Annotated in this window: 19 protein-coding genes and 1 pseudogene; 9 read left to right on the top strand and 11 right to left on the bottom strand. The window is 41.4% G+C overall.

The window, feature by feature from the left end:
* Positions 1 to 284: 284 nt before the first annotated feature.
* Positions 285 to 473, bottom strand: coding sequence for a hypothetical protein (locus LC653_RS03805; RefSeq protein WP_094328822.1), 189 nt, complete (start codon positions 471 to 473; stop codon positions 285 to 287).
* A gap of 129 nt (positions 474 to 602) precedes the next feature.
* On the opposite strand from LC653_RS03805, the gene LC653_RS03800 reads away from it, so the two are divergent.
* The 4 genes from LC653_RS03800 to LC653_RS47190 all read left to right on the top strand — a co-directional run bounded on the left by LC653_RS03800 (position 603) and on the right by LC653_RS47190 (position 4,382).
* Positions 603 to 980: a hypothetical protein gene (locus tag LC653_RS03800; RefSeq protein ID WP_229453849.1), complete on the top strand. Its 378-nt coding sequence runs from the start codon at positions 603 to 605 to the stop codon at positions 978 to 980.
* Positions 981 to 1,253: 273 nt separating this feature from the next.
* Entirely contained in the window at positions 1,254 to 2,129 is an 876-nt protein-coding gene (locus LC653_RS03795; protein ID WP_229492666.1) for an SDR family oxidoreductase, read from the top strand.
* Between the two features lie 97 nt (positions 2,130 to 2,226).
* The gene (locus LC653_RS03790; RefSeq protein ID WP_229492665.1) at positions 2,227 to 3,708 is read left to right on the top strand and encodes a beta-barrel domain-containing protein; all 1,482 of its coding nucleotides are present in this window, start codon (positions 2,227 to 2,229) and stop codon (positions 3,706 to 3,708) included.
* Between the two features lie 479 nt (positions 3,709 to 4,187).
* Positions 4,188 to 4,382 carry an FAD-dependent oxidoreductase gene (locus LC653_RS47190; RefSeq protein ID WP_372478104.1) on the top strand — a complete coding sequence of 65 codons (195 nt, stop codon included), beginning with the start codon at positions 4,188 to 4,190 and terminating at the stop codon, positions 4,380 to 4,382.
* A gap of 142 nt (positions 4,383 to 4,524) precedes the next feature.
* Here the strand turns inward: LC653_RS47190 and LC653_RS03785 are convergent, their stop codons facing one another.
* The 4 genes from LC653_RS03785 to LC653_RS03770 form a co-directional block, all read right to left on the bottom strand.
* Entirely contained in the window at positions 4,525 to 6,132 is a 1,608-nt protein-coding gene (locus tag LC653_RS03785; RefSeq protein WP_229492664.1) for a S8 family peptidase, read from the bottom strand.
* Between the two features lie 557 nt (positions 6,133 to 6,689).
* Positions 6,690 to 9,506: a peptidase domain-containing ABC transporter gene (locus LC653_RS03780; RefSeq protein WP_229492663.1), complete on the bottom strand. Its 2,817-nt coding sequence runs from the start codon at positions 9,504 to 9,506 to the stop codon at positions 6,690 to 6,692.
* Entirely contained in the window at positions 9,455 to 10,237 is a 783-nt protein-coding gene (locus tag LC653_RS03775) for a peptidylprolyl isomerase (RefSeq protein ID WP_229492662.1), read from the bottom strand. The genes LC653_RS03780 and LC653_RS03775 overlap by 52 nt, the downstream gene beginning before the upstream one ends.
* A 586-nt stretch (positions 10,238 to 10,823) precedes the next feature.
* A complete protein-coding gene (locus tag LC653_RS03770) occupies positions 10,824 to 11,645 on the bottom strand; it encodes a DUF92 domain-containing protein (RefSeq protein WP_229492661.1) in 822 nt (273 codons plus the stop codon).
* Positions 11,646 to 12,436: 791 nt separating this feature from the next.
* Between LC653_RS03770 and LC653_RS03765 the strand changes: the two genes are divergently transcribed.
* Positions 12,437 to 12,868, top strand: coding sequence for a VOC family protein (locus tag LC653_RS03765; protein ID WP_229492660.1), 432 nt, complete (start codon positions 12,437 to 12,439; stop codon positions 12,866 to 12,868).
* Between the two features lie 202 nt (positions 12,869 to 13,070).
* Here LC653_RS03765 and LC653_RS03760 read toward each other — a convergent pair whose 3' ends face one another.
* Positions 13,071 to 13,706 (bottom strand): esterase/lipase family protein, encoded by a 636-nt coding sequence (locus LC653_RS03760; protein WP_229492659.1) that lies wholly within the window; start codon positions 13,704 to 13,706, stop codon positions 13,071 to 13,073.
* 516 nt (positions 13,707 to 14,222) lie between these two features.
* Here LC653_RS03760 and LC653_RS03755 point away from each other — a divergent pair.
* Positions 14,223 to 14,765, top strand: a complete 543-nt coding sequence (locus LC653_RS03755; RefSeq protein WP_229492658.1) for a hypothetical protein — start codon at positions 14,223 to 14,225, stop codon at positions 14,763 to 14,765.
* Between the two features lie 190 nt (positions 14,766 to 14,955).
* Here LC653_RS03755 and LC653_RS03750 read toward each other — a convergent pair whose 3' ends face one another.
* On the bottom strand, positions 14,956 to 16,029 hold the full coding sequence (locus tag LC653_RS03750; protein WP_229492657.1) for a tetratricopeptide repeat protein: 1,074 nt from the start codon (positions 16,027 to 16,029) through the stop codon (positions 14,956 to 14,958).
* 68 nt (positions 16,030 to 16,097) lie between these two features.
* Complete coding sequence (locus LC653_RS03745) at positions 16,098 to 16,847, bottom strand: 16S rRNA (uracil(1498)-N(3))-methyltransferase (RefSeq protein ID WP_229492656.1); 750 nt, start codon at positions 16,845 to 16,847, stop codon at positions 16,098 to 16,100.
* A gap of 198 nt (positions 16,848 to 17,045) precedes the next feature.
* On the opposite strand from LC653_RS03745, the gene LC653_RS03740 reads away from it, so the two are divergent.
* Together LC653_RS03740 and LC653_RS03735 are read left to right on the top strand one after the other, a co-directional pair.
* Positions 17,046 to 18,638, top strand: a complete 1,593-nt coding sequence (locus LC653_RS03740) for an AAA-like domain-containing protein (protein ID WP_229492655.1) — start codon at positions 17,046 to 17,048, stop codon at positions 18,636 to 18,638.
* Positions 18,639 to 18,665: 27 nt separating this feature from the next.
* On the top strand, positions 18,666 to 21,398 hold the full coding sequence (locus LC653_RS03735) for an AAA-like domain-containing protein (RefSeq protein WP_229492654.1): 2,733 nt from the start codon (positions 18,666 to 18,668) through the stop codon (positions 21,396 to 21,398).
* 65 nt (positions 21,399 to 21,463) lie between these two features.
* On the opposite strand, the gene sir is transcribed toward LC653_RS03735, so the two are convergent.
* Entirely contained in the window at positions 21,464 to 23,377 is a 1,914-nt protein-coding gene (gene sir, locus LC653_RS03730) for a sulfite reductase, ferredoxin dependent (protein WP_229492653.1), read from the bottom strand.
* A gap of 264 nt (positions 23,378 to 23,641) precedes the next feature.
* Positions 23,642 to 24,181, bottom strand: coding sequence for a putative outer membrane beta-barrel protein (locus LC653_RS03725; RefSeq protein WP_229492652.1), 540 nt, complete (start codon positions 24,179 to 24,181; stop codon positions 23,642 to 23,644).
* Between the two features lie 393 nt (positions 24,182 to 24,574).
* On the opposite strand from LC653_RS03725, the gene LC653_RS03720 reads away from it, so the two are divergent.
* The gene (locus LC653_RS03720; RefSeq protein ID WP_229492651.1) at positions 24,575 to 25,516 is read left to right on the top strand and encodes an ADP-ribosylglycohydrolase family protein; all 942 of its coding nucleotides are present in this window, start codon (positions 24,575 to 24,577) and stop codon (positions 25,514 to 25,516) included.
* Positions 25,517 to 25,809: 293 nt separating this feature from the next.
* Here LC653_RS03720 and cutA read toward each other — a convergent pair.
* Positions 25,810 to 26,130, bottom strand: a pseudogene (cutA, locus tag LC653_RS03715) (divalent-cation tolerance protein CutA); the annotation flags it as partial.
* Positions 26,131 to 26,133 lie beyond the last annotated feature (3 nt).

The following is a 26,133-nucleotide window of genomic DNA, read 5'->3' as shown; positions in this document are numbered from 1 at the left end:
GTTTTCCGCAAGCAAAATCAGCTTTTACTTTCTCAAACCCCAGTTTGCTTTCTCATTTTGGTGTTTTCCGCAAGCAAAATCAGCTTTTACTTTCTCAAACCCCAGTTTGCTTTCTCATTTTGGTGTTTTCCGCAAGCAAAATCAGCTTTTACTTTCTCAAACCCCAGTTTGCTTAATCATTTCGGTGTTTTCCGCAAGCAATCAAGCATATTCAGAAAGCAATATCCTTAATTGCTGACTCATTGCAGTAATATCACACACTTGTGACAACTATCCCTTTGAGATTACTTTTCTTTATCTTTATCTAATGCTTCCTGGATTGCACGACGGCAAAATTCTGGAGGATCATCCTTGGTAGATAGTTCTTCCTTCATAGTTTTTGTAACACGTAAATTAAGACGCTCACTTAAAGGTTCTTCCCTCTCTGATTTAAATGGTTTTAAATTTTCTGAATGACCTTTAGGGTTAGGCATTTATGTATAAATATAAATATAAATTGAATCACTGGTAGGCATTAGATTAAATTGTTTTTTGGTGGTTGCTACAACTTGCCGGAAGTACAACCACCAATATCCAATTTCAAAAATGGACACTACTATTTTATGTTCACGCGTTCCGAACTTGAAATCAAGACTATTAAAGAATTACGCGATTTGTGTCGTAGATACGGCATCAAACCAACCGGAAATGCAGGATACAAAACCTCATACATCGTAACTCTGATGGCATTTCCACTTTTAGCCGTGCAACAAATGAAGCAAGGTAAAGGGTTAAAATTCCCTAACTTTAACGCTATCCAGATAATCAGTTCTGCTATAGAAGAGATGAATTCACCCACAGATGAGCAAGCAGCACTAATTCGGATAACTTTGGAGGGCAGGAAAATGAGCTATCCTGACCGATACGACCAGGAGAACCTGCTGAATTTGCACAAGGCTAAGATGTCGCTTGAACAAGCTGTTGACTTGTTGAGCCAGTAAAACTAATCCCATTACCCCATCCCCTGCATCTGCAAAGATGTGGGGGATAATTTTTAGAGATTAAGATAAATAAGGTGTGACTTATTGGCTAATAAAGACCTAACCCCCAACCCCTTCCCTACTAGGGAAGGGGAGTAAGATTCAAAGCCTCTCTCCTTTTAGGAGAGAGGAATGGAAGTGAGGTCAAAGTGTATTGCATACAAACGAGCGTAGGCGTAGCCCATCGTAGACATCGCTATATAAACCCTGTAACTATTCAATTTAGGTATTTATATGTTTCTAATAACTGGAGGAACGGGAGGAATCGGTCGCAGAGTTGTGCGACTCCTACGACAACGAGAACAGTCCGTGCGGACATTTGTCCGCCTGACATCGCGCTACAGCGAGTTAGAACACCGGGGTGCAGAAATCTTTATCGGTGACTTGCTAGAAGAAAGAGATATCCAGAAAGCTAGTCGGGGTGTCAAGTATGTTATCAGTGCCCACGGTTCTGATAGCGATGCCCTATCTTTAGATTACCGCGCCAACATTGAACTAATAGACCAAGCAAAAGCCAATGACGTAGAGCATTTTGTCTTTATTTCCGTACTGGGAGCCGATCGCGGATATGAAGAAGCTCCTGTGTTCAAAGCCAAACGAGCCGTAGAGCGATATTTGTCAGCTAGTGGCTTGAATTACACTATTTTACGCCCATCTGGATTAGCATCTAACTTGCTGCCACTAGTAGAACAATTTCGAGAAACGGGATTGTATTTGCTCATTGGCGATCGCAAAAACCGTACCTCAATTGTCAGTACCGATGATTTGGCAAGGATAGTAGTGGATTCTGTGACAGTTGAAGGCGCTCGCAACCAGATTTTACCAGTGGGAGGCCCGGAGATTTTATTACGAGAAGATATTCCCCGGATTTTTGGTCGGATCTTCAACAAACAGCCAGTAATAATTAACTCACCACTATTTGCCATTGATGGGTTACAGAGTGCATTGGGTTTAATTAATCCCCAAATCCAAAAAGCTTTAGGAACTTATCGCACATTGCTAGCAAATGAGTTTTTCTGTACAAAAGATGAAATTGCCAATTTGGAAGCGATTTATAACTTCCAGTTGGAGACATTAGAAAGTTTTTTGCGGCGTTATCTAGCAGTTTGAATAGTCATTAGTCATTAGTCATTGGTCATTAGTGAATAACTAAGGACAAATGACAAATGACTAATGACAAAGGACAAAGGACAAAGGACAAAAATATATGGTAAATGCTGCTCAAGCACGTCAGACAAAAGAGCGATTCGCCCAACCAGAGGAACAACTCACTTATGAATTGGGGAAAGCGGTACAGCAATTGCCGCCCCTATACACAAGATTATTAGCGGGAACGATCAGCGTCATCGTATTTGGGGCGATCGCCTGGGCGTACTTTTCGCAAATAGATGAAGTAGCAACAGCACCAGGGGAATTAATTGCTTCCACGCAGGTAAGACCGGTGACATCCTTGGGTGGGGGGTCAATCGTTGCTGTTAAAGTGAAAGAAGGCGATCGGGTTACTAAAGGTGAAGTTCTGATTCAAAAAGATCCAGACTTGCAAATAACCGATGTTTCCCGCCTAGCCAAATCTTCTAGATTGATTCAGGATGATTTGCAACGTTTGGATGCAGAACGCATCGGAGGCAAAACTACTGGGACGAAAGTGCAAGATGAACTTTTAAGCTCCCGCCTGCAAGACTTTCAAGCGCGTCAAGCAGGGGCGGAAGCAGAAGCAAATCGCCAAATATCACTTATAGATCAAGCCAAAGTCCGCTTGACTCGGTTGCAAGACAACTTAGTTAATGCCAAAAGCAGCGTTGCCAATGCTAAAACTAACCTTGTCAACGCAGATAGCATCCGAATTAAAATTGAAAGTAATTTGGCACTTGCCGAACAAAGGGAAAAAAGCCTACGCACTCTAATGACTCCTGGTGCTGTACCTCGTATCGATTACTTGGATGCCCAAGAAAGATTAACTCGTGCAAAGACAGAAATCACTAGAGCGCAAGATGAAGTGATTAACGCCCAGAATAGAATAACAGAGGCTCAAGATAAAGTCACATCATTAGAAAAAGATATTGCTGCTCAAGTCCAAGAAATTCGCCAAGCAGAACAAGCTTACAATGCTGCACGCAGTCAGGCCCAGCGTGTAGCATCAGAACGCCAAAGTGAAATTTTGACCCAGTTCAACAAGCGTAAAGAAGAACTGACAACTGTTCAAGGCCAATTAGAGCAGGCGAGAAAGCAGCAAGCTTTAGAAACAATTGAGGCTCCCGTTGCCGGTACAATTTACAGAGTTAAAGCCACCAAGGGGCCAGTGCAATCAGGTGAAGAATTGCTGTCAATTTTGCCGGAAGGGGAAGAAATGCTCCTAGAGGTGAAAGTTCTCAACCGCGATATTGGGTTTATTCGTCAAGGAATGAAGGCAAAAGTGAAAATGGCGACTTTCCCCTTCCAGGAATTTGGCACTGTGAATGGGGAAGTTATGCAAGTCAGTCCAAATGCAATTGTTGATAAAGAATTAGGCTTAGTTTTTCCCACCAGAATTAAGTTAAGTAAACACTCAGTTAACGTGCGGGGTCAAGAAGTAGAATTTACACCAGGGATGTCTGCTACAGGTGAAATTGTCACTCGTAAAAAGTCAATTTTGACATTCATCACTGAGCCTGTGACGCGGCGGTTCAATGAGGCATTTTCCGTTAGGTAGGTTTGTAGCCTCTGCTATTTTTATAGCTATTTCAACAGCGACGCCTAGCATTCCACAAACCACACCTAAAACGTAAGGGTTTAGCATTGCTCATGCGTGTCAACTTAAGCCTTGGCTCAGGGAATTCGCGGCTACACAAACTCTCGTCCACCTCCGTGGACTAATACAAAATCAAAGATTCTTAACCCACGGAGGTGGGTAAAGTCTCGTCTAGACGCGGTTTATAACCGCCCTTTTAACGTTAAGTTGACACCAATGAGGTTAAGGATAATCGTAGGTTGGGTGGAACGTAGTGAAACCCAACAAACCCGCGAAAATGTTGGGTTTCGTTCCTCCACCCAACCTACGCAGTTTATGGTTTTTGCCGCTAACTGAACTGTATTGGTTTATAACCGCCCTTTTAACGTTAAGTTGACACCAATGAGCATTGCTAAACCCCTACATCCCATGCTTGCTATTTAGTCGGACAATGGACAGGGATAAGTGGAGCTGAACAAGAACGTGTAGGTAATCTATTTTTTGCTGGTGAATACTGCTCTTTGTCCTACCAGGGATATATGGAAGGGGGTTGTAGAACAGGTGAAGTTGCAGCTTGGAGAATCCTCAAAGATTTAGGTTGGCGAAATATCCCTGTTGAACAGAAAAAACCAATTACTAAGCTGTTCCACATTTAAATTGCATCATTGCGGCGGGCAAGATGCCCACCCCACAAGAGTTATATAAATTTTAGATATGCAAACTAGATGTGGTTTAGCTTACTAATCGATTAAATCACTATCATCCCAGGATTCCAAGGAACGAACGTTTTTCTGACGACTACACCCAAGAGTAAAGGTAATTGCCTAGCAGCTTGTCGTTAGACATCGCCTGACCTATTAAAGAACCGACATCATAACTATTAAAACTAGAAATAGTCTCTGGTGTTAGATATTCTGCTGTTTCTGTAATCGCCTGACCCATTAAAGAACCGCCATCATAACTATTAAAACTAGAAATTGTCTGTGGTGTGAGATAATTTATGGTTTGTGCATTTATAGCTAGCAAGTTGTTGCTAGAAATCACCTGCCTTGCCAGAGAACTAACATTGGAAATCTTAAAACTAGAGAAACTAGAGATTGTAGTTTGTGAACTATTTTCTGCTGTGTCTGCGTAGGCGTAGCCCGCACTTTGACATGGTTCGACTCCGGTTCCATGTCCGCAAGTCGAGATGCCCACCAGCCGCTCAGTGACCATCGTAGACATCGCCTGACTCGCCAAAGAACTAGAAATATTTGAACTAGAGTTTGTACTTTGTGTACTATTTCCTGCGGTTTCTGCCACAATCTGACGGACTTGGGCATTAGTCAAGTTGGGGTTAGCACTAAGCATCAGAGCAACTACACCAGCAACATGGGGAGCAGCCATAGACGTGCCGCTATAAGTGGCATATTGATTATTCGCAACTGAGGAGTACACCTTGACTCCTGGGGCTGTGACGTAAGCAATTTCATCCGTTCCAGAGCGGTTAGAGAAGTCGGGCATATTATTATTCTTATCCACAGCCCCAACGGCAATTCCCGACTTGTATGCATAGCGGGCGGGATAGTCTGGTGATGAGTCACCATCATTACCTGCTGCCATGACGACAATCACTCCTTTGCTGCTGGCGTAGTTAATGGCTGACTCTAAAGTACGATTGGAAGATGCGCCTCCTAAACTGAGGTTAATCACATTAGCTCCATTATCCACAGCGTAACGAATACCTTTAGATATGGAACTATAGGAACCAGAGCCAGATTCATTTAAAACTTTGACGGGCATAATTTTGGCATTGTATGCAATACCAGTGACACCGTAGTTATTATTTTCTCCTGCGATCGTGCCAGAAACATGAGTGCCATGACCATTGTTATCTAGGGTGTTGTTGTTTTTATCAGAGAAGTTCCAGCCGTAATTATCATCAATATAGCCATTGCCATCATCATCAATACCATTACCCACAATTTCCTTGGTATTCGTCCAGATATTATTTTTTAAATCCTCGTGATTATAGTCAACCCCAGTATCTACAACAGCAACAACAACGCCTTTACCTGTGTATCCCTGTGCCCAGACTTCCGGTGCTTTAACAAGGTCTGCTCCCCAATTATTGCCACCAAGATCAGCAACATCAGTAAAGGTATTTTGACCAATACCTCTAGCCACTGCTGCTGCTCCATTAATCAAGCCATAGCCATTGGTGGAGTTATAATTTTGAGCGCTAAAAGCATTAGAGTCACCATTATTTAGCAACTGCACATCAGCATCGGCTGAGTTATAGCTACTACTTCTGCTGAAGTTAACGCTGTAGTCATCTTTCGTATTAAAGCTATCTAATGAGGAGATTGAAGTAACATTTAGCTGTTTATTTGACAACACATTGTTATTAACATCATCAATGAGCATAAGTATTTTTTCTCAAAGATAGCAATCGTTTTTTGACAGTTTGAAGCTTTAAAATCTTTACGAGAAGATTTCAATGTGTGAACAAGCCTCCTTGTCAATAATTACTATGAAATTTCATAAGAAAATGCTAATTTTATTACCAAAAAACCTTCTAATAAGTGTGGTTTTTATTAAGAATAAATTGTTCAAGTGAATGTTAAATATTTGAAGTGTATTAATGGAGACTAACGCAATGAGAAGAAAACGTTATGACTGTTACTACTTTTAGAAATACTGCGATCGCTGGCTATAAAAGTATTTACACTACTCATACCAATTCTATGTGAGGCTGCGCTTTATTCACGTAGGGGCAATTCATGAATTGCCCCTACAGCGCAGTTTTGGGTAAGTCCGATAGGCGCATCTTCAAAAAGAAATGGTATCAGACTGGAGCAAGCGTAATTATTGAAATCATCAAAATTAAAATGACGAATGGAGTTATGCTCCATTCGCCAAAGGCTATCCTTAAGCCGCTTTCCAAAGGTTTATCTTTTATGTAGCCACAAGCTTTGAGTTAGTTAAATGTTTGCTTGCTGCCGTTGATATAGTGACCAATACAAACCCTTTTGTTGCAACAATTGTGAGTGAGTACCACGTTCGGCAATCACGCCTTGCTCCAATACCAAAATCAAATCAGCACGTTTGAGGGGAGCAAAGCGATGAGCAATTAGGAACACAGTACGATTAGCAGAAATTTTTTGCAGGTTTTGCAGTACTTGTTGTTCAGTTTCACTATCCAAAGCGCTGGTAGCTTCATCTAAAACTAAAATCGGCGCTTGGGAAAGAAATAGCCTTGCGAGGGCAATACGTTGTCTCTGTCCACCAGATAAAGCTGTACCGCGTTCACCCACATTGGTTTCGTAACCGTAGGGTAATTGACTGATGAAGTCGTGGGCTACTGCTAATCTTGCCGCTTCTACTACTTGCTCTGCGGTAATGTCGGGACTACCGAGAGTGATATTTTCCAAAATGGTACCGTTGAATAAAAAGTCTTCTTGAAGAACTACACTAACTTGTTGTCGCAGTGAGGCTAAGTCGGCACTTTTAATATCAAAACCATCAATAAGGATGCGTCCTGATTCAATTTGATAGAGGCGTTGCAATAGCTTAGACAAAGTACTTTTACCAGAACCGCTACGTCCGACAATGCCAACAAATTGCCCTGGTTCGGCATTGAAAGATATTCCCCGCAGAATTGCTTCAAAGTTCGGCCGGTAGCGGAAAAATACTTGCTCGAAGGTGATTTGACCTTTCAGAGGTGGTAAAACTAGACCGGTTCCCAATTCAGCTTCTGGGGAAACGTTGAGAATATCACCAATGCGATCTACAGAAAGTAGCACTTGTTGGAGGGTTTGCCACAACTGTACTAAGCGCAAAAGTGGGCCTGTGACTCTACCAGAGAGCATTTGAAAGGCAACAAGCTGCCCGATTGTGAGCTTTTGTTCGATGACTAACTTGGCACCAAACCAGAGAATCAGTATGGTAGACAAATTGGTGAGAAAGTCACCAATATTGCTGCTGATATTAGATGTAGTAGAAGCTTTAAAACCTGTGCGAATGAAGCGAGCAAATAAGCCTTCCCAGCGATCGCGGGCTACTGGTTCGGCTGCATGGGCTTTAACAGAGTGAATTCCGGTGATTGTCTCTACTAGAAACGATTGACTATCGGCACTCCGGTTAAAGGTTTCGTTGAGCCAGTTACGCAGAATTGGTGTTGCAACTATCGTTAAAGTCGCAAATAGCGGCAGTACTGCTAAAGCTACAAAGGTGAGTGGAATATTATAGTAAAACATCAATGCTAGGTACACCACAGCAAAGATGCTATCCAGAATCACAGTTAATGCTGTACCTGTGAGAAACTGACGTATTTGTTCGAGTTCCTGGACTCGTGCTACTGTGTCTCCGACGCGCCGCGACTCAAAATAAGCTAATGGCAGACGCATCAGATGGCGAAATAGCTGTGCTGATAAACTCAAATCCAGACGACGAGCTGTATGGGTAAAGATGAATAGGCGCAGAATGCCAAGTATGGACTCAAATATAGCTACGCAAAAAAGTGCGATCGCCATTACATCGAGAGTCGGCAAACTCTCCTGCACCATCACTTTATCAATGACGACTTGTGTAATTAGTGGTGTTGTTAACCCCAAAAGCTGCAAGGTAAAAGATGCTAACAATACTTCTGTTAGCAATCCCTTATATTTCCAAACTGCTGGGGTGAACCAACTGAGGTTAAATTTTTCTTGTTGGGATATGAGTTCTACTTGCCACAATCGCCCATCCCAAGACGCTTCAACTATCGACTGCGGTAAGCTTTCACAAATGCGATCGGGATTTAGAGGGTTAGCGATAATTAAGCGATCGCCTTTAACTCCATAAGCCACCACCCAGGATGGACTCTGGGGTGAGTCAAAATTCCACAGTAGTAAAGCTGGAAATGACAACTGTCGCAACTCACCCCAACTCACTTGTAACCGCCGCAAAACTAACCCTAACTTTTCTCCTGCTTCTACAACCTGTTTTGGGCGTTGTCCTCTGAGTTGGCGCTGCACCCATTCCAGTTGCACAGAATTTTCTAACTGTTGCGCCACCATTGTTAAACAGGCAGCGGCGGTGTTCCAGCTAGCAACAAAGGGATAATTTGAGATAATCTGATTGGCGGCTGGGAGTCCTCTTTGGGGTTGGATACTGTGGGGGCTAGAAGTTCCCTCTGAGGCTGGCGCTAGTGAAGGAGTGGAAGAGAAGGAAAATGTGTCTTTCTCTCTTTCTATATCCACTGGTAACACTTGCCAGAACTCTTGAATTTGTGGGTTAGAAAATTCTGCCCACAGCGCTGTATGCCAACACACTACTACTACTTCTTTACTAGCAGCTACAGCTTTAAAATCCGCAGACAGCTTTTGTAAGTCACCAAACCAATCCCCCACATCTAGGGCGGCTATTGGTTTGCCAACGCCCTCTTGAGACAGCGCGTTGGGGAGCCACTGCGTTGCCGGGGTTTCCCCGGTTGTTCGCGCAGCGTCTCCGACAGGAGAAGCAAGTGGCGTCGGCTTTGCCGACTTGTAGCGACTGTCGTCTCGTAAGCGGACTTTACCAGCCACAATTAAGAATTGGTAACCGCCGACATCGTTTGACCAGATTTTTTCTCCAAGACGATACTGACGAGTTTGGAACTCCTTTTCCAATCGGGATTGTTGTTCGGGAGTCAGCCAGCATAGCGGTGGCTGATTCCAAGGCAAAGAAGCTAGCACTTTTAATCGTAAAGATTCATTATCCAGAATATTTAACTCACTTGTAATTTGACTGTCAGTTTTTGAATTTTCTCTGCTAGCCATTTCTCAAATAACTCATTTTGTAGTGCAAGCTTTAGTTGAGTATCTTCTAAAGACGCTGGCAGAAATTGTTCTACTCGAAACAAACCATAAGGCCCTTCTCCTTGGGGAGAGTCTTTGCCAACGATTTCTATTGGCCCTATCAATTGTCCAGGACTGGCCACATCAATAGCTGCCCGTAATATATCCGGCATACTTCCTCGGCTGACTATTCCCATCATGCCGTTCACAATTCGGTCATCTGAAAGGGAATACTCTTTAGCTAGTTGCTCAAAACTACCTCCTTCTTCAATTTGGGTTTGTAGTTCGTCTGCCAATTCTCGATTATCAACAACGATCCGAGAAAGTACTACCCGATCCAAAAAAATTTTGCGCTCAATAAAATATTCTTGGACTTTTGCTTCCGTCACTACAGCTTTTAGCTTTTCTAGCTTGTAACCAAAAGCCACCGATGTGTGAAAGGTAGCGTAATCTGTGTTGTTGGCCTTTAACCATTCTTGAAAACTTTGGGGGTCAATCAGTTGGTTTTTCAGCCTAAAGTCAATAATTGCCTGTTCAGTTATTGCTGTACCAATCTCAATATCGTCTCTTGTTCGGATTTCTTCTTCAATTACGTACTGGCGGAGAATATCCCCAATGAACTGTCCCAATTTTCCAGAGGCTTGCAGGTACTTTACCGCTTCCTCAATAGAAATTGTTTTGTCATTGATTGTCAAAAATGATAAAGATTCCATGAACTAACTATGTAGAAATGGTTAAGCGCTTATAAGACTTTTAAACTAAATCATATAAAAATCATTTGGTCATTGATGATTAAATATGATAAAGACTTTATGAACTAATTACATCTAAATTGTCAAAAAATTATATACCTAGTAAATAAAATAATTTTCCATAATTACTTTTACGGTCTAGCGGGGACAGAACAGGATTTAAAATATCAGTTATAAGGCAAAACCAGTTGTGTAACCAAATCTTTATAAATTCAGAGAAATAATCAGGCAGATAAGCTAATGAGCATTTAAGTTGCATAAAAGCAGGGCTGGAGCCGCTTACCCTTTGGGTGACGCTCGTACCTCGCTAACGTTAGTCGCTCATAGGAAAAACCCCCTTCTCTACGAGACGCTCCGCGTTTGCGTAGCGTTCCGAAAGAAAGGCGCTAGCATCTCTGTTTGGGAGAAGACCTGAATGATGATTAGGTTAGATAGGCGAAAATAAAGTAAAACATATTAAGAATTGTTTCTTGCCAGTTACTCATGTAACCAAAGTTGTAGCAACTGAGGGCAGAACCTTAACAAGTAATCCTTTATTCTCACCTGTCTACTTAATTATACTTATCCATGTCCAGGCGAGTAGCACAGCCGCGATCGCACCAATTAATGTATTAAAAATATTTACCACTTCATTGGTCAGCCAGGTATACTTAGATTGCAATGTTGCCCCAATCACACTTTCTAAGTTTGTGGCAATAAATGCTGCCAGTACACACCAAACTACTCCTAATAGATCAATTAAACCAACTCCCCAACCAACAAATGCGATCGTTACAGAAGCCACAATCCCAGCTAAAGTCCCTTCCAAGCTTACCGCCCCTTCTGTACCGCGAGGCACTGGTTGGAGTGTGGTAATTAGAAAGGTGCTTTTACCATAAGCTTTACCGACTTCACTAGCAGTGGTGTCAGCCAGCTTGGTACTGAAACTTGCTACATAGGCTAACAATAATAGAGACTGGGGATTGGGGACTAGAGACTTGTACTGAGCGAAGCCGAAGTATTGGGGATTAGGTACAATAAATCCCGAATTTATTATCCCTACTCCCAAAGCACACAGCGCCCCAGTCAAAGCCGAACCCCAAACATTTTCTGGGCCTCTTGCCCCAGAACGCTTTTCGGCAATTCCTTCAGCCTCCTTCTGCGCCATCCCGATGCGGGTAACGCCAGAACCAACGAGAAAATAGAACATTACTACTGCATATCCTTGCCAGCCTAGAGTTACCCAAATTAGGATGGACAGAAACCAAGCGTGGAATAATCCAGCAGGGGTAAGCAGCTTTTTCGGAGCAATCCAAGCTAAACCCAATAGAACTGTGTTTAATCCTACCGCTACCAACCAGGGATTAAAAAAGTTAATTAAGGATGACATCAGCAATTAATCATGAGTAATTTTGTCTGAATATCAACAGAATAACGAATTTACTACCCCTAGTACCGCAAGGCGGAAGTAAAAAGTCAAAATGAATACATCGTAAGAGTTTCGTTGATTTGGAATGGGTGTTTATTTATGCCGTCTTAAGTCTGTACCCCGTGCAAATCCAAATTAGTATAGCTGCACAAGACTAAATAATTAAATGTAAATTATGTAGATGCAGGGCTAAGTCCACAGCCGCAGGGTGCAGCAGATGAAGTGGTATTCAGTCCCCAAGGGACTTCCAAATAAAAAGATACTCAAAAAACTGGCGAAAAAACTCTCTCCTCCTTATTCCTCTGTGTCGCGCCAGTTGCTTCAAGTCGGGGAACCCGCAAGGGCGCACTGGCTTCTCTGTGTCTGGAGTGGTAGCCGGAGGGCAAGCCCTCCGGGTTCGGGGGTGACGCTACGCACAGTCGCTAACGCAAGACGCTCGTTCGCCTTTGGCGTCTCCCCTTGGCAGAAGACTCGCTAACGCTGCGCTAACGACGGGAACCGCCAGACGCTCGCGGACTCGCTAACGCTACGCTATCGCTTTTAGCGTCTCCCCTTGGGAGAAGACTGCGACCCTCTCACCGCTTTGCGTCTACGTTTATTTGGATAATTTATTTCTTGGAAATCCCCAATATTAGTTATAAGCATAAAGGATATAAGTTAATGTCAATTAAAAATGTGTTCAAGTTGACCACAATCAAAACTTAATCATAAATTGTAGATAGCATCAACTACTAGTCTTTTCCACACAAGCTATGAGCCAAACTTTATTCCATCTTGCTTTCCCTGTGACTGACATTGCCCAAACAAAAGCATATTACGTGGATGGCTTGGGCTGCATTCCTGGTCGTGAAAACCATCACGCCCTGATTCTTAGTCTCTACGGTCATCAATTAGTGGCTCACGTCACCAAAGAACCCTTGACACCGCAACGCACTATATATCCTAGACACTTTGGGCTAATTTTTACCCAAGAACGTGACTGGCAAGACTTACTAGAAAGGGCACAACAACAACAGCTACTTTTTCGTGAGGAAACCAAAAACCGCTTTGTTGGTTCTCCTCTTGAGCATCGCACTTTCTTTTTAGAAGATCCCTTTTATAACCTCATGGAGTTCAAGTATTATCGTCACCCAGAGGCGATTTTTGGGAGTTACGAACATACGCAAATTGGGGATAGGACTTAAGTAATTCGTAATTCGTAATGACGCTCGTTCCTCGCTACCGCAACGCTTACGTAATTCGTAATTAAAGATGAATCAATCCAGTGTGGCAAGCATTCTAGTACAGCACGGCGTAAATAAATATACCATTTCAAATGGCGCAAGAAGCTCGGAATACAATTATGCGTGAATGCGTGAATGCGTGACTTCCGCCTTGCGGTACTAGCTACTGACTGGATTTTTTATTCAGTAAGGGTAGCTTAATAGGCTCTGTTAAAGCTGCTTTTACTACTGCTAGACTCCTGGGGTCTGTTAGCATCCAAGGGTGTAGAGCAACTGGTACTATGACTTCGCTTCCTACGGACATTTGTGAACTATTCGCTGGGACAATCATCAAATCGTAAGGTGTCCAGATAGACGTAAAATTTAGCTGCCCCAATATTACAGCATCAGAATTTAAATCTTTGAGAAAAATGCTGTCGGGGCGCATTTGTACGCAACCAGGACGCCGGGAACCATAAGCAACCACAGTTCCATTATGGGGCGAAGAGATCGTTATAAACCTCTGTACGCGGTTAATTCCTCCCAGTCGCTGAACATAGTAACGGCTGACAATTCCTCCCATGCTGAAGCCTACTAAATCCAGACGTTGTTCTGGTGCAAAGGTGGCTGTAACATAATCTGCTACTTGTTTTGCCAACTTATCAAGACCTACATTACCATTATTAGGTACGAGATCGAGAGAATATACAGACCAACCCTGTAGTCTTAACTGAGCCGCCATTTTATGGAAAACTGCCTCTGTGTCGTCAATTCCGTGTATTAACAAAACGGGATTGCGTTGTTGATTTTCAATGTTCATTTACAAAATCTGGCTGAATTAACGGGTATATTTCACTTTTGTAGGTAGATACTGCTCTACAAATTGAAGCTGTTGCTTTTTGGAGTCTTTAAAAGACATTTTTGCAAAACTGAAATGCTCCCAAAAAGAGTTCGTATAAAATTTAACTTATAGCCAGCGCTATTTGCCAACAGGCTATGACACTCCTCCCACTGGTTGAAAGTAAAGCGCTTACTTTTTTCCAATAAGTAATTTTCAAACAAAGAAATGTTAAATTTTGTAAAGCCAGCTTTCAGAATCTTGCTCTTAGTTACAGTAAAATTTAATAATTAGTTCTTGGTGTATACAGGTCGCAAGTGCTTGCAAAAGAAGATTTGCCTAATAGTTTTACTACATACAATGTTGATTAAGGACAAACCTATAAGGGTTGTCACCACAATGGGGTGACGCAAAGTAGAAAATGTAACATTTTGTCGTAATTTTTAACAATTACGGTCGAGTTTCAAATATAAAAGGTAAAAGGCAGGAGTAATTGTAATGGATTTTATCAAAAAGTTAATTTCAGGTATTTTGGATTTCGTTACCGGACTGTTACGAGGAAAGAAGAAAAGCAACGGCTACTTCTTGGAATTGGACGAAGCCAAAGATGCTGCTAAAGATGCTGCTCAAGAAGTGGCATCGAACGCGAAGAAAGTAGCAGAGACAGTTGTATCGAATGTTAAAAAAGTAACGGCAACAATTGGATCAGAAGCACCAGAAGCACCAGAAGCACCAGAAGCATCCAAGCTAGCTTCATTGAACGGAACAAAAACCGCCGCAGCTAAAACTAAGGAAAAACCAGCTAAAAATCCCAAACCAGCCGATGTTACGCTAGTGCAGACTGCTGAGGGTCTTAAAATTGAACCTGGCAAAAATGCAAAAGCCGCAGCAGCCAAAGTCCTCAAAGAGGAGCCAAAGGAAACTACCTTTGCGCCTAAATATCTCGCTCCTTCGGCTACTAGCTCTAATGGTCGTCGGCGTCCCGGGGCAAATATGAGCGCTTACCTAGACATGGCACGTCAGGTTAAAACCCCTGGTTAAATCACAGAGACGCGAGATTTCGCGTCTCTTTCGTGTCTTTCTACTACCAATAATTTAAGTGTAAATACGCAATATCAAGACAAGTTTAGCAGTTGTAGATGGAAGAACTCTCCAAAGTAGGAGCGATCGCTTAATTTATCCACTACAACTGTATCTTTTAGGTTTGGGTTAGGATAGTTTATTTGTATAACTAATTAGCATCTTTAACAAACACCAGTCCACTATATAAATGAAAAGCTGAGTCCCAATTAGTTTGTTCCCTACGCAACAAATAGATGTGAGACTTAATATGGCCCAGCATTTCTGTTTGATCTAATGTTGTATCTGCAAAGGACGTGAAATCTGACCAAATTTGGACTTGAGGCAGTTGCTGGTTAATCCAACTCGATAAAGTATTCCAATTAATTCTGATTGTATTTTGGCTAGCTTGGGGAATAATTTCTAAACCTTGCTGGAATTCATAGCCGTTATCATAAAGTCGGAGAATGCAACGTCTACCAGGTATGTGTAAATCACAAAACTGGGCATAATCTTGTGTTTGAGTTTTCCGTTCCAGTTTACCGCGCACGTTGCGATCTACCACTTCCTCAAAAATGGGCAACAGTCCCACTACTCTTGCTGTTACTTCTGACCAGTCAAAGGTAAGATAACCGAGTTGATTTGTCTCATTACGGCAAACAACTGTAGCTTTTGGGGTAGATTCTTGAAAATATTTGACTTGATAAACTTGAATTTGCTGAATTTGAGCTATTGTTGCCCAAAAGCAAGGAATGCCAGCCTGCTGTAACTGTTTCCCGTAAAACTTTAGTTCTCCCACTTGGCCAGGGCGGTATAACCTCCAGCCACGACTTGGCAGTACCAGCCTTGCAGTGTAAGGGTCTAGCTGCATAATCTGGGCAAATTTTCGAGACGCTTGTGTTTTAAGTTCGTTACTGAGTGGCTCTAAAACTAGTACGCCAAGTTCGGTGTTATTCCCTTCGGTTGTTGCTTGAGAAATGGCTCTTTGTCTTTCTTCTATTTCCATTTCTTGTAGCCGTCGCAAACCTTGACGTGCGAGGGTCACTATTCTACTATTCCTCGTATCTCGCAGCAGTTGCCGATACACTTTTTCTGCATCCTGGCGCTTTCCAGATACTTCATGTAGCCGACCGAGATAAAATTGTACCCAAGGATGTTCTGGCGATTCTACTAGCAGCTGTTTCAGTAATTTAGCAGCTGTTTGATAATCTTTCTGCTCAAAGGCGATCGCAACTTGCTCAATCATCACTTACTTTAAATACACGCTGGAGTGATGTCTCGCGCAAAATATCTTTTGCGTGAGCTATAAATCATTTATACTTCACAAGCTGCGGTAATCAAGGATAATGCTACTACTGGGGCTGTAACTGCTCTGAGGATGCGGCGACCAAGGGAAACAGGTTGAAATCCAAATGCGATCGCATTCTCGATTTCTTGTGTTGTCCATCCTCCCTCTGGGCCAGTAGCAATGACAATTGTTTCTTGTCCTCCGTCATTTGTCATTTGTCCTTTGTGTTGTAAGCAATCTTTTAAATGGGGAAACTCACCACGCGCTACACAGATATATTGCTGGCTGTTTGCAAATGACAAATGACCAATGACTAATGACAAACCCGTATTAAAAGCAACAGGCTCTAAAATTGTCGGCACAAAAGAGCGCTCTGATTGCTCGGCGGCTTCCGCAGCGATGCGCCGCCAGCGTTCAAGCTTTTGAGGACTAGGATGAAGCAAAGTGCGATCGCTCAATACTGGTGCAATACAAGCTACTCCCAACTCCGTACAACACCGCACAACTTCATCAAATCCATTGCCTTTGGGCAAGGCTACCATCAGGGTAATCGATACAGGTAATTCAGTTTCCACCAAAAGCGCTTCTAAAACCTGTGCTTGTTTCCCTACTAGCTGTGCTAACCACCATTTTCCCTTACCATCCATTGCAATAAAGCGATCGCCTTCACGTAAGCGCAACACACGCCCTAAATAATGCTGTTGTTCTTTGGTGAGTAAAATTTGCTCTTGTTGGAGTTGAGAGGGTGCGATCGCAATTCTTTGCAGTTGAGACATGATATTTTCTGCATGGTGAGGATAGGAATTATTTTCCGTCTAGACTGGATTTTGATCGAAATGAAATATTATTGTATTTCTTGATAAAACATTAAAATCAAGTAGAATCACTTCAGTAGTTTCTCGTAAGTATGCTAAACCGGAACTGTGAGTGAAAAACAATGCAGGCAATTAATTAAACTTTAGGAACGGTTTTGGATGACTTACGCCAGCGATCGCCAGATGAGAATTTTGTTTTTAACGGCTGAACCTACTGATACGTCTAGACTGCGTTTACAGCAAGAGTTGCGAGAAATCCAGCAAAGACTACAACTAGCCAACCAACGAGAAAGATTTCAGCTAGAGTACGGATTATCCGCACGTCCTGGAGATGTCAGCCAAAAAATATTGGATTTTCAGCCTGATATTGTGCATTTTTCGGGACATGGTGCAAGTACGGGTGAGCTTTGCTTTGAGAATACATTTGGTCAAGTGCAACCGGTCAAGCCCCAAGCTTTAGCTGCATTGTTTGAATTAGTAGCTAATCAAGTCCAGTGTGTGCTTCTCAATGCTTGTCATTCAGTGATTCAGGCGGAGGCTATTGTCCAGCATATCCCTTTTGTCATCGGGATGAATACTGCTATTGGGGATAGAGCGGCGATCGCATTTTCTGTGGGTTTTTACAAAGCACTAGGAGCAAATCATTCCCATGAAAAGGCTTTTAAGTTTGGGTGTGTAGAGATTCAACTAGAAGGTATTTCTGAAGAACTAACTCCAGTTATTCGTCGAAAGATAGCCAAGCAATCCTCTAGTAATTTTTATATAGAACGCCCTGCAATTGAACAGCAATGTTATCAGGAAATTAGAGAACCAGGCGCTCTCATCCGAATTAAAGCACCAGATAAAATGGGAAAAACATATTTGGTGAATAGGATTCTCACCTATGCGACAGCAAATAATTATCAAACCGTAACGTTGAATTGTAGCAGGTTAATAAATCCCCAAACTAAAACCGACATAGAGAGATTTTTACGCTCATTCTGTGATGCTGTTAGCCAAGAGCTAGGTTTAACTAATCAGGTAAATGAGCGTTGGAACAATCAATGGACTCCTATGCATAACACCATCGGTTACTTTCAGGAATACTTATTACCAAAAACTGCTAATTATTTGGTATTAGCCTTAAATAATGTTGATTTAATTTTTGAACAAAATGAACTTTCTCAAGAATTTTGTAGACTACTCCGAAGCTTTTATGATATGGCAAGGTGCGGCGATGTAAAGAGTGCAATATGGGAAAGACTCCGTTTGATAATTGCCCATTCTACAGAAGTTTATGCCTCGCTAGATATCAATAGCTCACCTCTTGCTAATCTACGTTTAGTAATTGATTTACCAGACTTTAAGCAGGAGCAGGTACAGCGTTTAGTCGAGCTATATGGATTAAACTGGAACATTGAACAAGTTGAGCTACTAATGGATATGGTAGGAGGACATCCAAATCTGTTAACAGCTGGTATTGACCATATTAAATCGCATCAAAACTCCCTTGAGCAATTTTTAAAAGAAGCTCCAACCCTAGCAGGAGCATACAGAGATTATCTACAAGAACTCTTGGAAAAAGTTGAAAATAATCCAGAGTTGAAAACAGCATTCATTCAAGTCATATCTGCGGATGAAAACAATCCAGTTCAGCTACGTCCGAGAATTGCCATCTCTTTGTACCGTTTGGGATTAGTCAAGTTCCAGGGTAATTGTGCTCAGCCACGTTGTAAACTGTATCGGTTGTATTTCCAAGCTTTTCTTGAATAGTTACTAGCAAAATAGGTGAAATAAACAATGAATCAAGGACAAAAATATTATCATGTAGGTGGAGATTTAAATCTTGACGATCCTAGTTATATAGAGCGACAAGCTGACAGAAACCTTTATGAGAAACTGGAAGCAGGTAATTTTTGCTATGTATTTAACTCTCGACAGATGGGTAAATCTAGCTTGCGGGTAAGAGTCAAGAAAAACTTAGAAACAGCAGGCTTTAGATGTGTAGTAATCAGTCTAGATAAGCTTGGAACTAAAGGGTTTACTGAGGAACAATGGTATAATAGTTTAATCAAAAATATCGCAGATAAATTTTATTTACAAACAGAGTCGTTATCAAATTTAACTCCATTAGATCGATTAAGTTCTTTTTTCGAGAATAAGTTATTAGCAGAAATTGAGCAAAAAATTGTTATTTTTATAGATGAGATTGACACTGTTCTCAGTTTGGATTTCCCCACTGATGATTTTTTTGGTTTTATTAGATTTTGTTATAATGAACGCGCTAATAACCCAATTTATGAACGAGTTACCTTTGTATTACTAGGAGTAGCTACACCTTCTCAATTAATCCAAGATACGCGACGCACACCCTTTAATATTGGCGAAGCAATCCAATTAAATGGGTTTTCATTACAGGAAGCTCGACCTTTAACTAGAGGATTAGAAGGTAAAATTAATGATCCTATAATTGCTGAATATATTCTTAGAGAAATACTTAAATGGACTGGCGGGCAACCATTTCTCACACAAAAAATATTCAAAATAATTGCAGATGATGAAAATATAATTCCTAGTGATGAAAATTTAATCTCTAAATGGATAGAGGGATTAGTAAAATTACGCATAATTGAAAATTGGGAATATCAGGATGAACCCCAACATTTAAGAACTATTCATAATAGGATTATTAATAGTAAAGAACCTCTTGTTAAATTGCTTAAATTCTATCTTAAAGTTTTGCAAGATAAAGAATTATCAGTAAATGACAGTTTAGAACAAAGTGAACTGATTCTGTCTGGTTTGCTAGAAGAAAGGAATGGTAAATTAAAGGTTTACAACCTCATTTATGAATCAGTATTTAATTCTAATTGGGTTGCTGAAATGTTAGCAGAGATGCGACCCTATGAAGAACAATTACTGAGATGGTTATCATCTAACCGTCAAGATAAATCATCGCTATTGCAAGGTCAACAATTACAAAAAGCAATTGCATGGCGTGATGGTAAAATTCTGAATATTGAAGATTACCAATTTATTGATGCTAGCCAAGTACTAGAAATAGCTAATTTAGGAATTAAAATCCAAAAAAAAGAACGTTTTCAGCGCTTACTTGCAGGAATAACTGTCAGTATGATGATTATTGCTGGAGTAAGTGTATTTCAATTACAAAAAACAATTCAATCAGAGTGGTTGCGTGTACCTTACGTTTTAAATCCAGAACTCTTTAGCCAAGGAGAAAAGTCTTTCTTTTTAGGTGATGAAATTTCTTATCAAAACAAGGGGGTTGAAGCTTTCAATAAAGGTGATTATTCAAAAGCAATAGAGTTTTTTAAAACATCTAAAGATATAGACAAAAGTGATCCTGAAGTAGCGATTTATTACAATAATTCCTTAGCCCACGAACAGGCAAAAAAGATGAACAACAAGCCTATAACCGTGGCTGTAGTTTTACCTATGTATGCGAGAAGATCATCTGCTATTGCAATATTGAGAGGAGTCGCTCTAGCCCAAAATGATTTTAATAAGCCGAACGAAAAAGTTGGTTTTAAAAGTAGACTTTTGAATGTCAGGATAGCCGATGATCGTAATAATCCAGATCAAGCTCCAAAAGTTGCTAAAGAGTTAATTAAAGACTCAGATGTATTAGCAGTGATTGGTCACAATGCTAGCCAAGCTAGTAAATCTGCACTTGAGGAATATCAAAATAATGATTTGGCAATGATAGCCGCTACTAGCGCCAGTACAGAATTAAAAGGTAAAGGTTTTTTCAGGACAATCCTTTCTACTAAAGTTGCTGCTAAATACTTAGCCGATTATGCTATCAATCATAATATAAAAAAAGTTGTTATTTACTATAATAGAGATGCTTACAGTAAAGACATCAAAGAAAAGTTTGAAGTCTCCTTTAAGGAACAACGTGGAAAAGTTCAATCATCTATAGATTTGGAAGATTCACAACAAAACTTAAAGGGAGAATTTATGGAAAATCTCGCTTCTATAAATCATCCAGATGCGGTTGTTTTTTTCCCAAATACAGAGTCAGTTTCTACTGTAATTAAAATTGTTAGTTATAAAAAAATCGTCTCTCCAGAATTAAGAAATTTACCATTGTTGGGAGGAGGAACTCTGTATACTTCAGAAATTTTAAAACAAGCTAAAGAAGGTGTTGAAGGTTTAATATTGACAGTTCCCTGGTTTCCTGAAGAGAAAAACTCAGAAGAATTTGCAAAGCGAGCTTGCAATAGATGGGAAGATAAAATTGACTGGGGAACAGCTTCTAGTTATGATGCTACTCAGGCTTTTATCGCAGCAATACCACAGTCCAAAAATCCCTCTAGAAAGGATGTAATTGAAAACTTAAAATCTATAAAGCTACCACCTGACAAAACTTCAGGTGATGCACTCCAATTCATCAACGGTGAACGGAAAGATGCTAAACCAGTTTTAGTCCGAGTAGTTGGAGGTAGTAGCAAAAAGTGTGGAAGTATAGAAGCGGGTGGATTTCGTTTTGAGAAAGTGCCGGAAAACTGAATACAAGAAACATTTTTTTGCTTATTTGTGGCAGATCAAATGTCTGCCACACAAAAATACTAGGCTTACGAAAGACTCTGGAAGTAAGCCTCTAGCGCTTCACTCACTAACTGAGTCATCGGCTTACCTTGACTTTGGGCCACTTCCTTCAACTTGCTATAAACCTCTTCTTTCAAATTTACCCGATGGCGCGATTTGCTTGCACCATTGGCTGTCTGGGGTTCGTAGGTGCTAGCAAATTCGCGGATGGCATCAAAACCAACGCGATTGCAAAAATCACCAAAGCTTTCCTTCGATTTCCGAGATTTCTTAAAGTAAACAAAAATCGGCTCTAGGAAGCTGTCTAAATCATTATGGTGCAACTTATCTGTATAAGGTTGCGCCAGTCGAGTCTGATTTGGCGAACCACCTAACCATAATTGGTAAGATTCTGGGGCGCTACCGACAAAGCCCAATTCTGCTAAGTAGGGACGAGCGCAACCGTTGGGGCATCCTGTCATCCTTACCACAAAATGTTCTTTTTGTAAACCAACTTTATCCAAAAGGGCGCGAACTCTTTCCAAAATACCCGGTATTGCCCGTTCTGATTCCGTGATTGCCAAGCCACAAGTGGGTAAAGCCGGACAAGCCATTGCATACCGCACTAAAGGTTCAATTTTACTGGGGTCGTCTCCGACACCGTGACGGCTGAGAATGTCTTGAATCGCTTCCTTGCTATCTGGTTCGATATCGTAAAAAATCAGGTTATGGTTGGGTGTCAGACGGATGGACAAGTTTAACTGCTCGACAATTTCCCGCAAGGCGGTTTTCAGTTGAAACGAACCTTCATCCTTGATTCGACCATTGTCAATGGAAATTCCTAAGAATAGCTTGCCATCACCTTGTTCATTCCAGCCGAGGAAGTCGTGATATTTAAACTCTGGCAGTGGTTTGAAGGCTTCGACTGATTTACCAAAATATTCTTCAACTTGAGTGCGGAATTTATCTACGCCCCAATCGTTGATTAAATATTTTAATCTAGCATGACGACGATCAGTGCGATCGCCATAATCTCTCTGGGTAGCAACAATCGCTTTCACGATGTCGTAAACATCATCCTTCGCCACATAACCGATGGGGTCTGCTAACCTAGCGAAAGTTTCTTCTTTACCGTGTGTTCTACCTAAACCACCACCAGCAAAAATATTAAATCCTTCTAATTGCTTCTTCTTATTAGTAATTACTACCAACGTCAGGTCTTGAGAATACAAATCAATCGAATTATCCCCTGGCACCGTCACGCAAATTTTAAACTTGCGGGGCATATAGTGTGTGCCATAAATCGGTTCTTCGTTGTCATGGATAATTGTGCCATTTCCATTGCGTTGTCGCGCCGCCTTCACCTCTGGGTTCTCTTGAGCACTAATTGCTTTTTCCCCATCTAACCAAATTTCGTAATAAGCGCCTGTCTGCGCTGAGAGCAAGTCAGCAATATTCTGGGCATACTCCCAAGCATACTGATATTCTGGGCGATTCTTAAAGGGGGCTGGTGGTGCCATCACGTTGCGGTTGATGTCACCGCAAGCTCCCAAAGTCGAACCCAGGTTCTTGACAATCGTGGCAATTGCTGATTTAAGATTCTTCTTTAAAATTCCGTGCAGTTGGAAACCTTGACGGGTAGTTGCTCGTAACGTGTGGTTGCCATACTCATCAGCTATTTTATCTAAAGCCAGATACAGCTGCGGTGGTACTAAACCACCCGGATTTTTTGTCCGCAGCATAAACTGGTAATCTTTTTCCTCTCCCTTGGTGCGGTTGTCGCGGTTATCCTGCTGATAAGAACCGTGAAACTTCAAAAGCTGCACCGCATTTTCAGTAAAATGGGTAGTGTCTTGAAGGATCTCAGTTGCTACAGGTTCACGCAAAAAATTACTATTTTCCTTGATTCCTTCTACTTTGGAAGGCTTACGGCTAGCGATGGGGGAAGGAGCATTAACCATTAGACTTGTATAGTATTCTCAATAAAGCATTAGTAGACGCCGAATCAGCACCCTTCGGCTATTTTATCCCCGGTAATCCGGCCGGAATAATGAGGAATAGTTATAATTTTACCACGGCAAAAGCAGGCTTTGTCAGTGATGTAACACTTAACAAAACCAGCTTTTTGGAGTAGTAAGTTTTGTTAGCGATAGCGGGGCGTTGAGCCAGTGCTGAGTCCTGAGTACTTAAGTAAAGTATAGAGCGACAGAGGACTCAATAATCTTTTATTTGAAGCGATAGCCTAAACCACCATTGATGCTAACAGCAGGAGTATCGCTATTTTGGTATGCACCAAGTCCTACTTTGGCGTTAGTGTAGACAAGGAAATTGTTAGCAAGTTCCGATTCAACACCAGCACCTACCACTACTGAATCTTTGTTACCTATGGGAGTTGGTGAGCCATCTTTCTCTACAAAAGAATAACCACCAGTTAAATAGGCATTAGTTTTATTAGCGATAGGCACATCCACAGAAACTTCTGGGATAATGGCACTTGTTTTATCACTCCAAAGGACATTACCGCGTGCAGAAAATGGCGTAGTTCCTAATTTCACGCGACCTGTAACATTACCACCAAATGTGGCATTATCGTTGATACCTTGTCCGCCACTGGTAACACCAGCTGCAACACCAGCACCAACATAGCTAGCATCAGTACCTTTTTTTGTTTCAGCAGAAGCTTGACCAGATGATAGAACAAGAGGAGCAATTATTAAGGAAGACAATGCAGAAATTGCCATGAAAGACTTGAGTAAGCGTTTCATAATTTTTACCAAATTTTGGATTTTTTACTTGTATATTCCAAGTCGATAATTATGTGAGAATGTTCCAAAATTTTTCTAGATTTTATTAACTTAATGTTGCTATTGATGCATGACGTTTACAGATTAAGTATCCCGAAAAATCAAAAATAAGCTGTTATAATTACATTCAATGTCTTTTCATCTGCGTTCTTTGTTCCAAAAATAGACGCTTTTAAAACTGGCACAATATGTGGAACTAAAACTAAGTCGGTAGATGGTAAATAAAATACCCGCTTAACAATTTTTTGCCGAGCTTTTCACAGATGATGAAAAGTAGGCTGTAGCATCCGTTGCAACAAGCTATAGAGGGAATCTATAAAGTTAATTTTGAGCAATTATTGTGGAGATTGAATAATGCTAACCGCTGCAAAAACGTTGTCTGGTTTGATGGGTTTATGTGTCGGTGATGCGTTGGGTGTGCCGGTGGAGTTTACTAGCCGCGCTGAACGAGTGAAATCTCCAGTGACAACGATGTTGGGTTATGGCACATGGAATCAACCACCGGGAACTTGGTCAGATGATAGTTCCTTAAGCTTTTGCTTGGCAGAATGCCTTTGTAGGGGGTATTCGTTGGATGCTATAGCCAATTCCTTCTGGCGCTGGTACAAGGAGGCTTACTGGACTCCCCGTGGCGATGTCTTTGATATTGGTCAAACTACCCACACAGCAATTATGCGCCTGAAACAGGGAGTTGTTCCCCATCAGGCGGGTGGTAAGGTTGAAAATAGTAATGGCAATGGTTCGTTGATGAGAATCTTGCCGATGGCTTATTGTCACAGAAACTTGACTTTAGGCGAATTGCTGGCGCGGGTGCATGATGTTTCGGCGATTACCCATGCTCATGCGCGATCGCAAATGGCCTGCGGCATTTATATTACTATTGCAGTGGCGCTCTTGGAAGGGGCTGACCTCCAAACAGCTTATTTACAAGGATTGCAAGATATCCAAACAATTTATTCTGTTCGAGAATTTTTGTTAGAGAAGCCGCATTTTGGCAGAATTTTGAGTGGTGAGATTGCCAAGATACCAGTAGAAGAGATTAATTCTGGTGGCTATGTGATTGATACCTTAGAATCATCCCTGTGGTGTTTGTTAAATAGCTCGTCTTATTCTGAAGCGGTATTGAAAGCTGTCAACTTAGGCGGAGATACCGATACTACCGCTGCTGTCACTGGTGGGTTAGCAGGAATTTACTACGGCGTGGAAAATATTCCTCGACAATGGATAAATCAAATTGCTCGTAGACAGGACATTATTTACTTGGCAGAGCGTTTTACAAGGGCTGTTTACAGCTAGTAGTCTGTCCCTAAAGTTTTGATAAGTGAATCAGCTTTTAAATTTCTTTTCTTTACCTCTTAACTTCGCGCTCTTTGCGTCCTTTGCGGTTCGTTCTCTTATCTCTCAAATTTAATGAGACAGACCACTAGTTCGTAATTTTAAATTATACAAAGAGTGAGGAGTTAGGATTTTCATAACTCCTCAATCTTTACTTCAGGACTTACGCACAGGTAACGGAAAATCGAACCACAGAGGCACAGAGAACACGGAGGAATAAGAGTTTGAGAGGTATTTTGCGTAAGTCCTGTACTTTTAACTTGCTGAGAAATCCACTGCAAGTAGGCTTGAGAACTGGCAACAATTGGTAAAGCTATAATTTCTGGCACTTCATAGGAGTGCAGTTACTTAATTTTGGCCTCCATTGCAGGAAATTGCGCCAAATCAGTTTTAATCAGTAATTGCCATTCTTGCTCTTTATGCAGTTCCCCTTGCCAGGTGTAAATTGAGTGGATTGGTAACAAACTCACACAAGCAGCGAGTTTAGCTTCCACAAGGACATTTGCAATTGCTTCTGCCTCCTCCATGTTGCCAGCTGTCACCAATACCACTCCATAGCCAGCAGGTGTCTCCATGAC

It is taken from the genome of Nostoc mirabile CHAB5784, assembly GCF_020829645.1.
GTDB lineage: Bacteria > Cyanobacteriota > Cyanobacteriia > Cyanobacteriales > Nostocaceae > Nostoc > Nostoc mirabile.
Note: the sequence above shows the minus strand (reverse complement) of the source record. Positions and strands in the feature narration are given on the sequence as shown.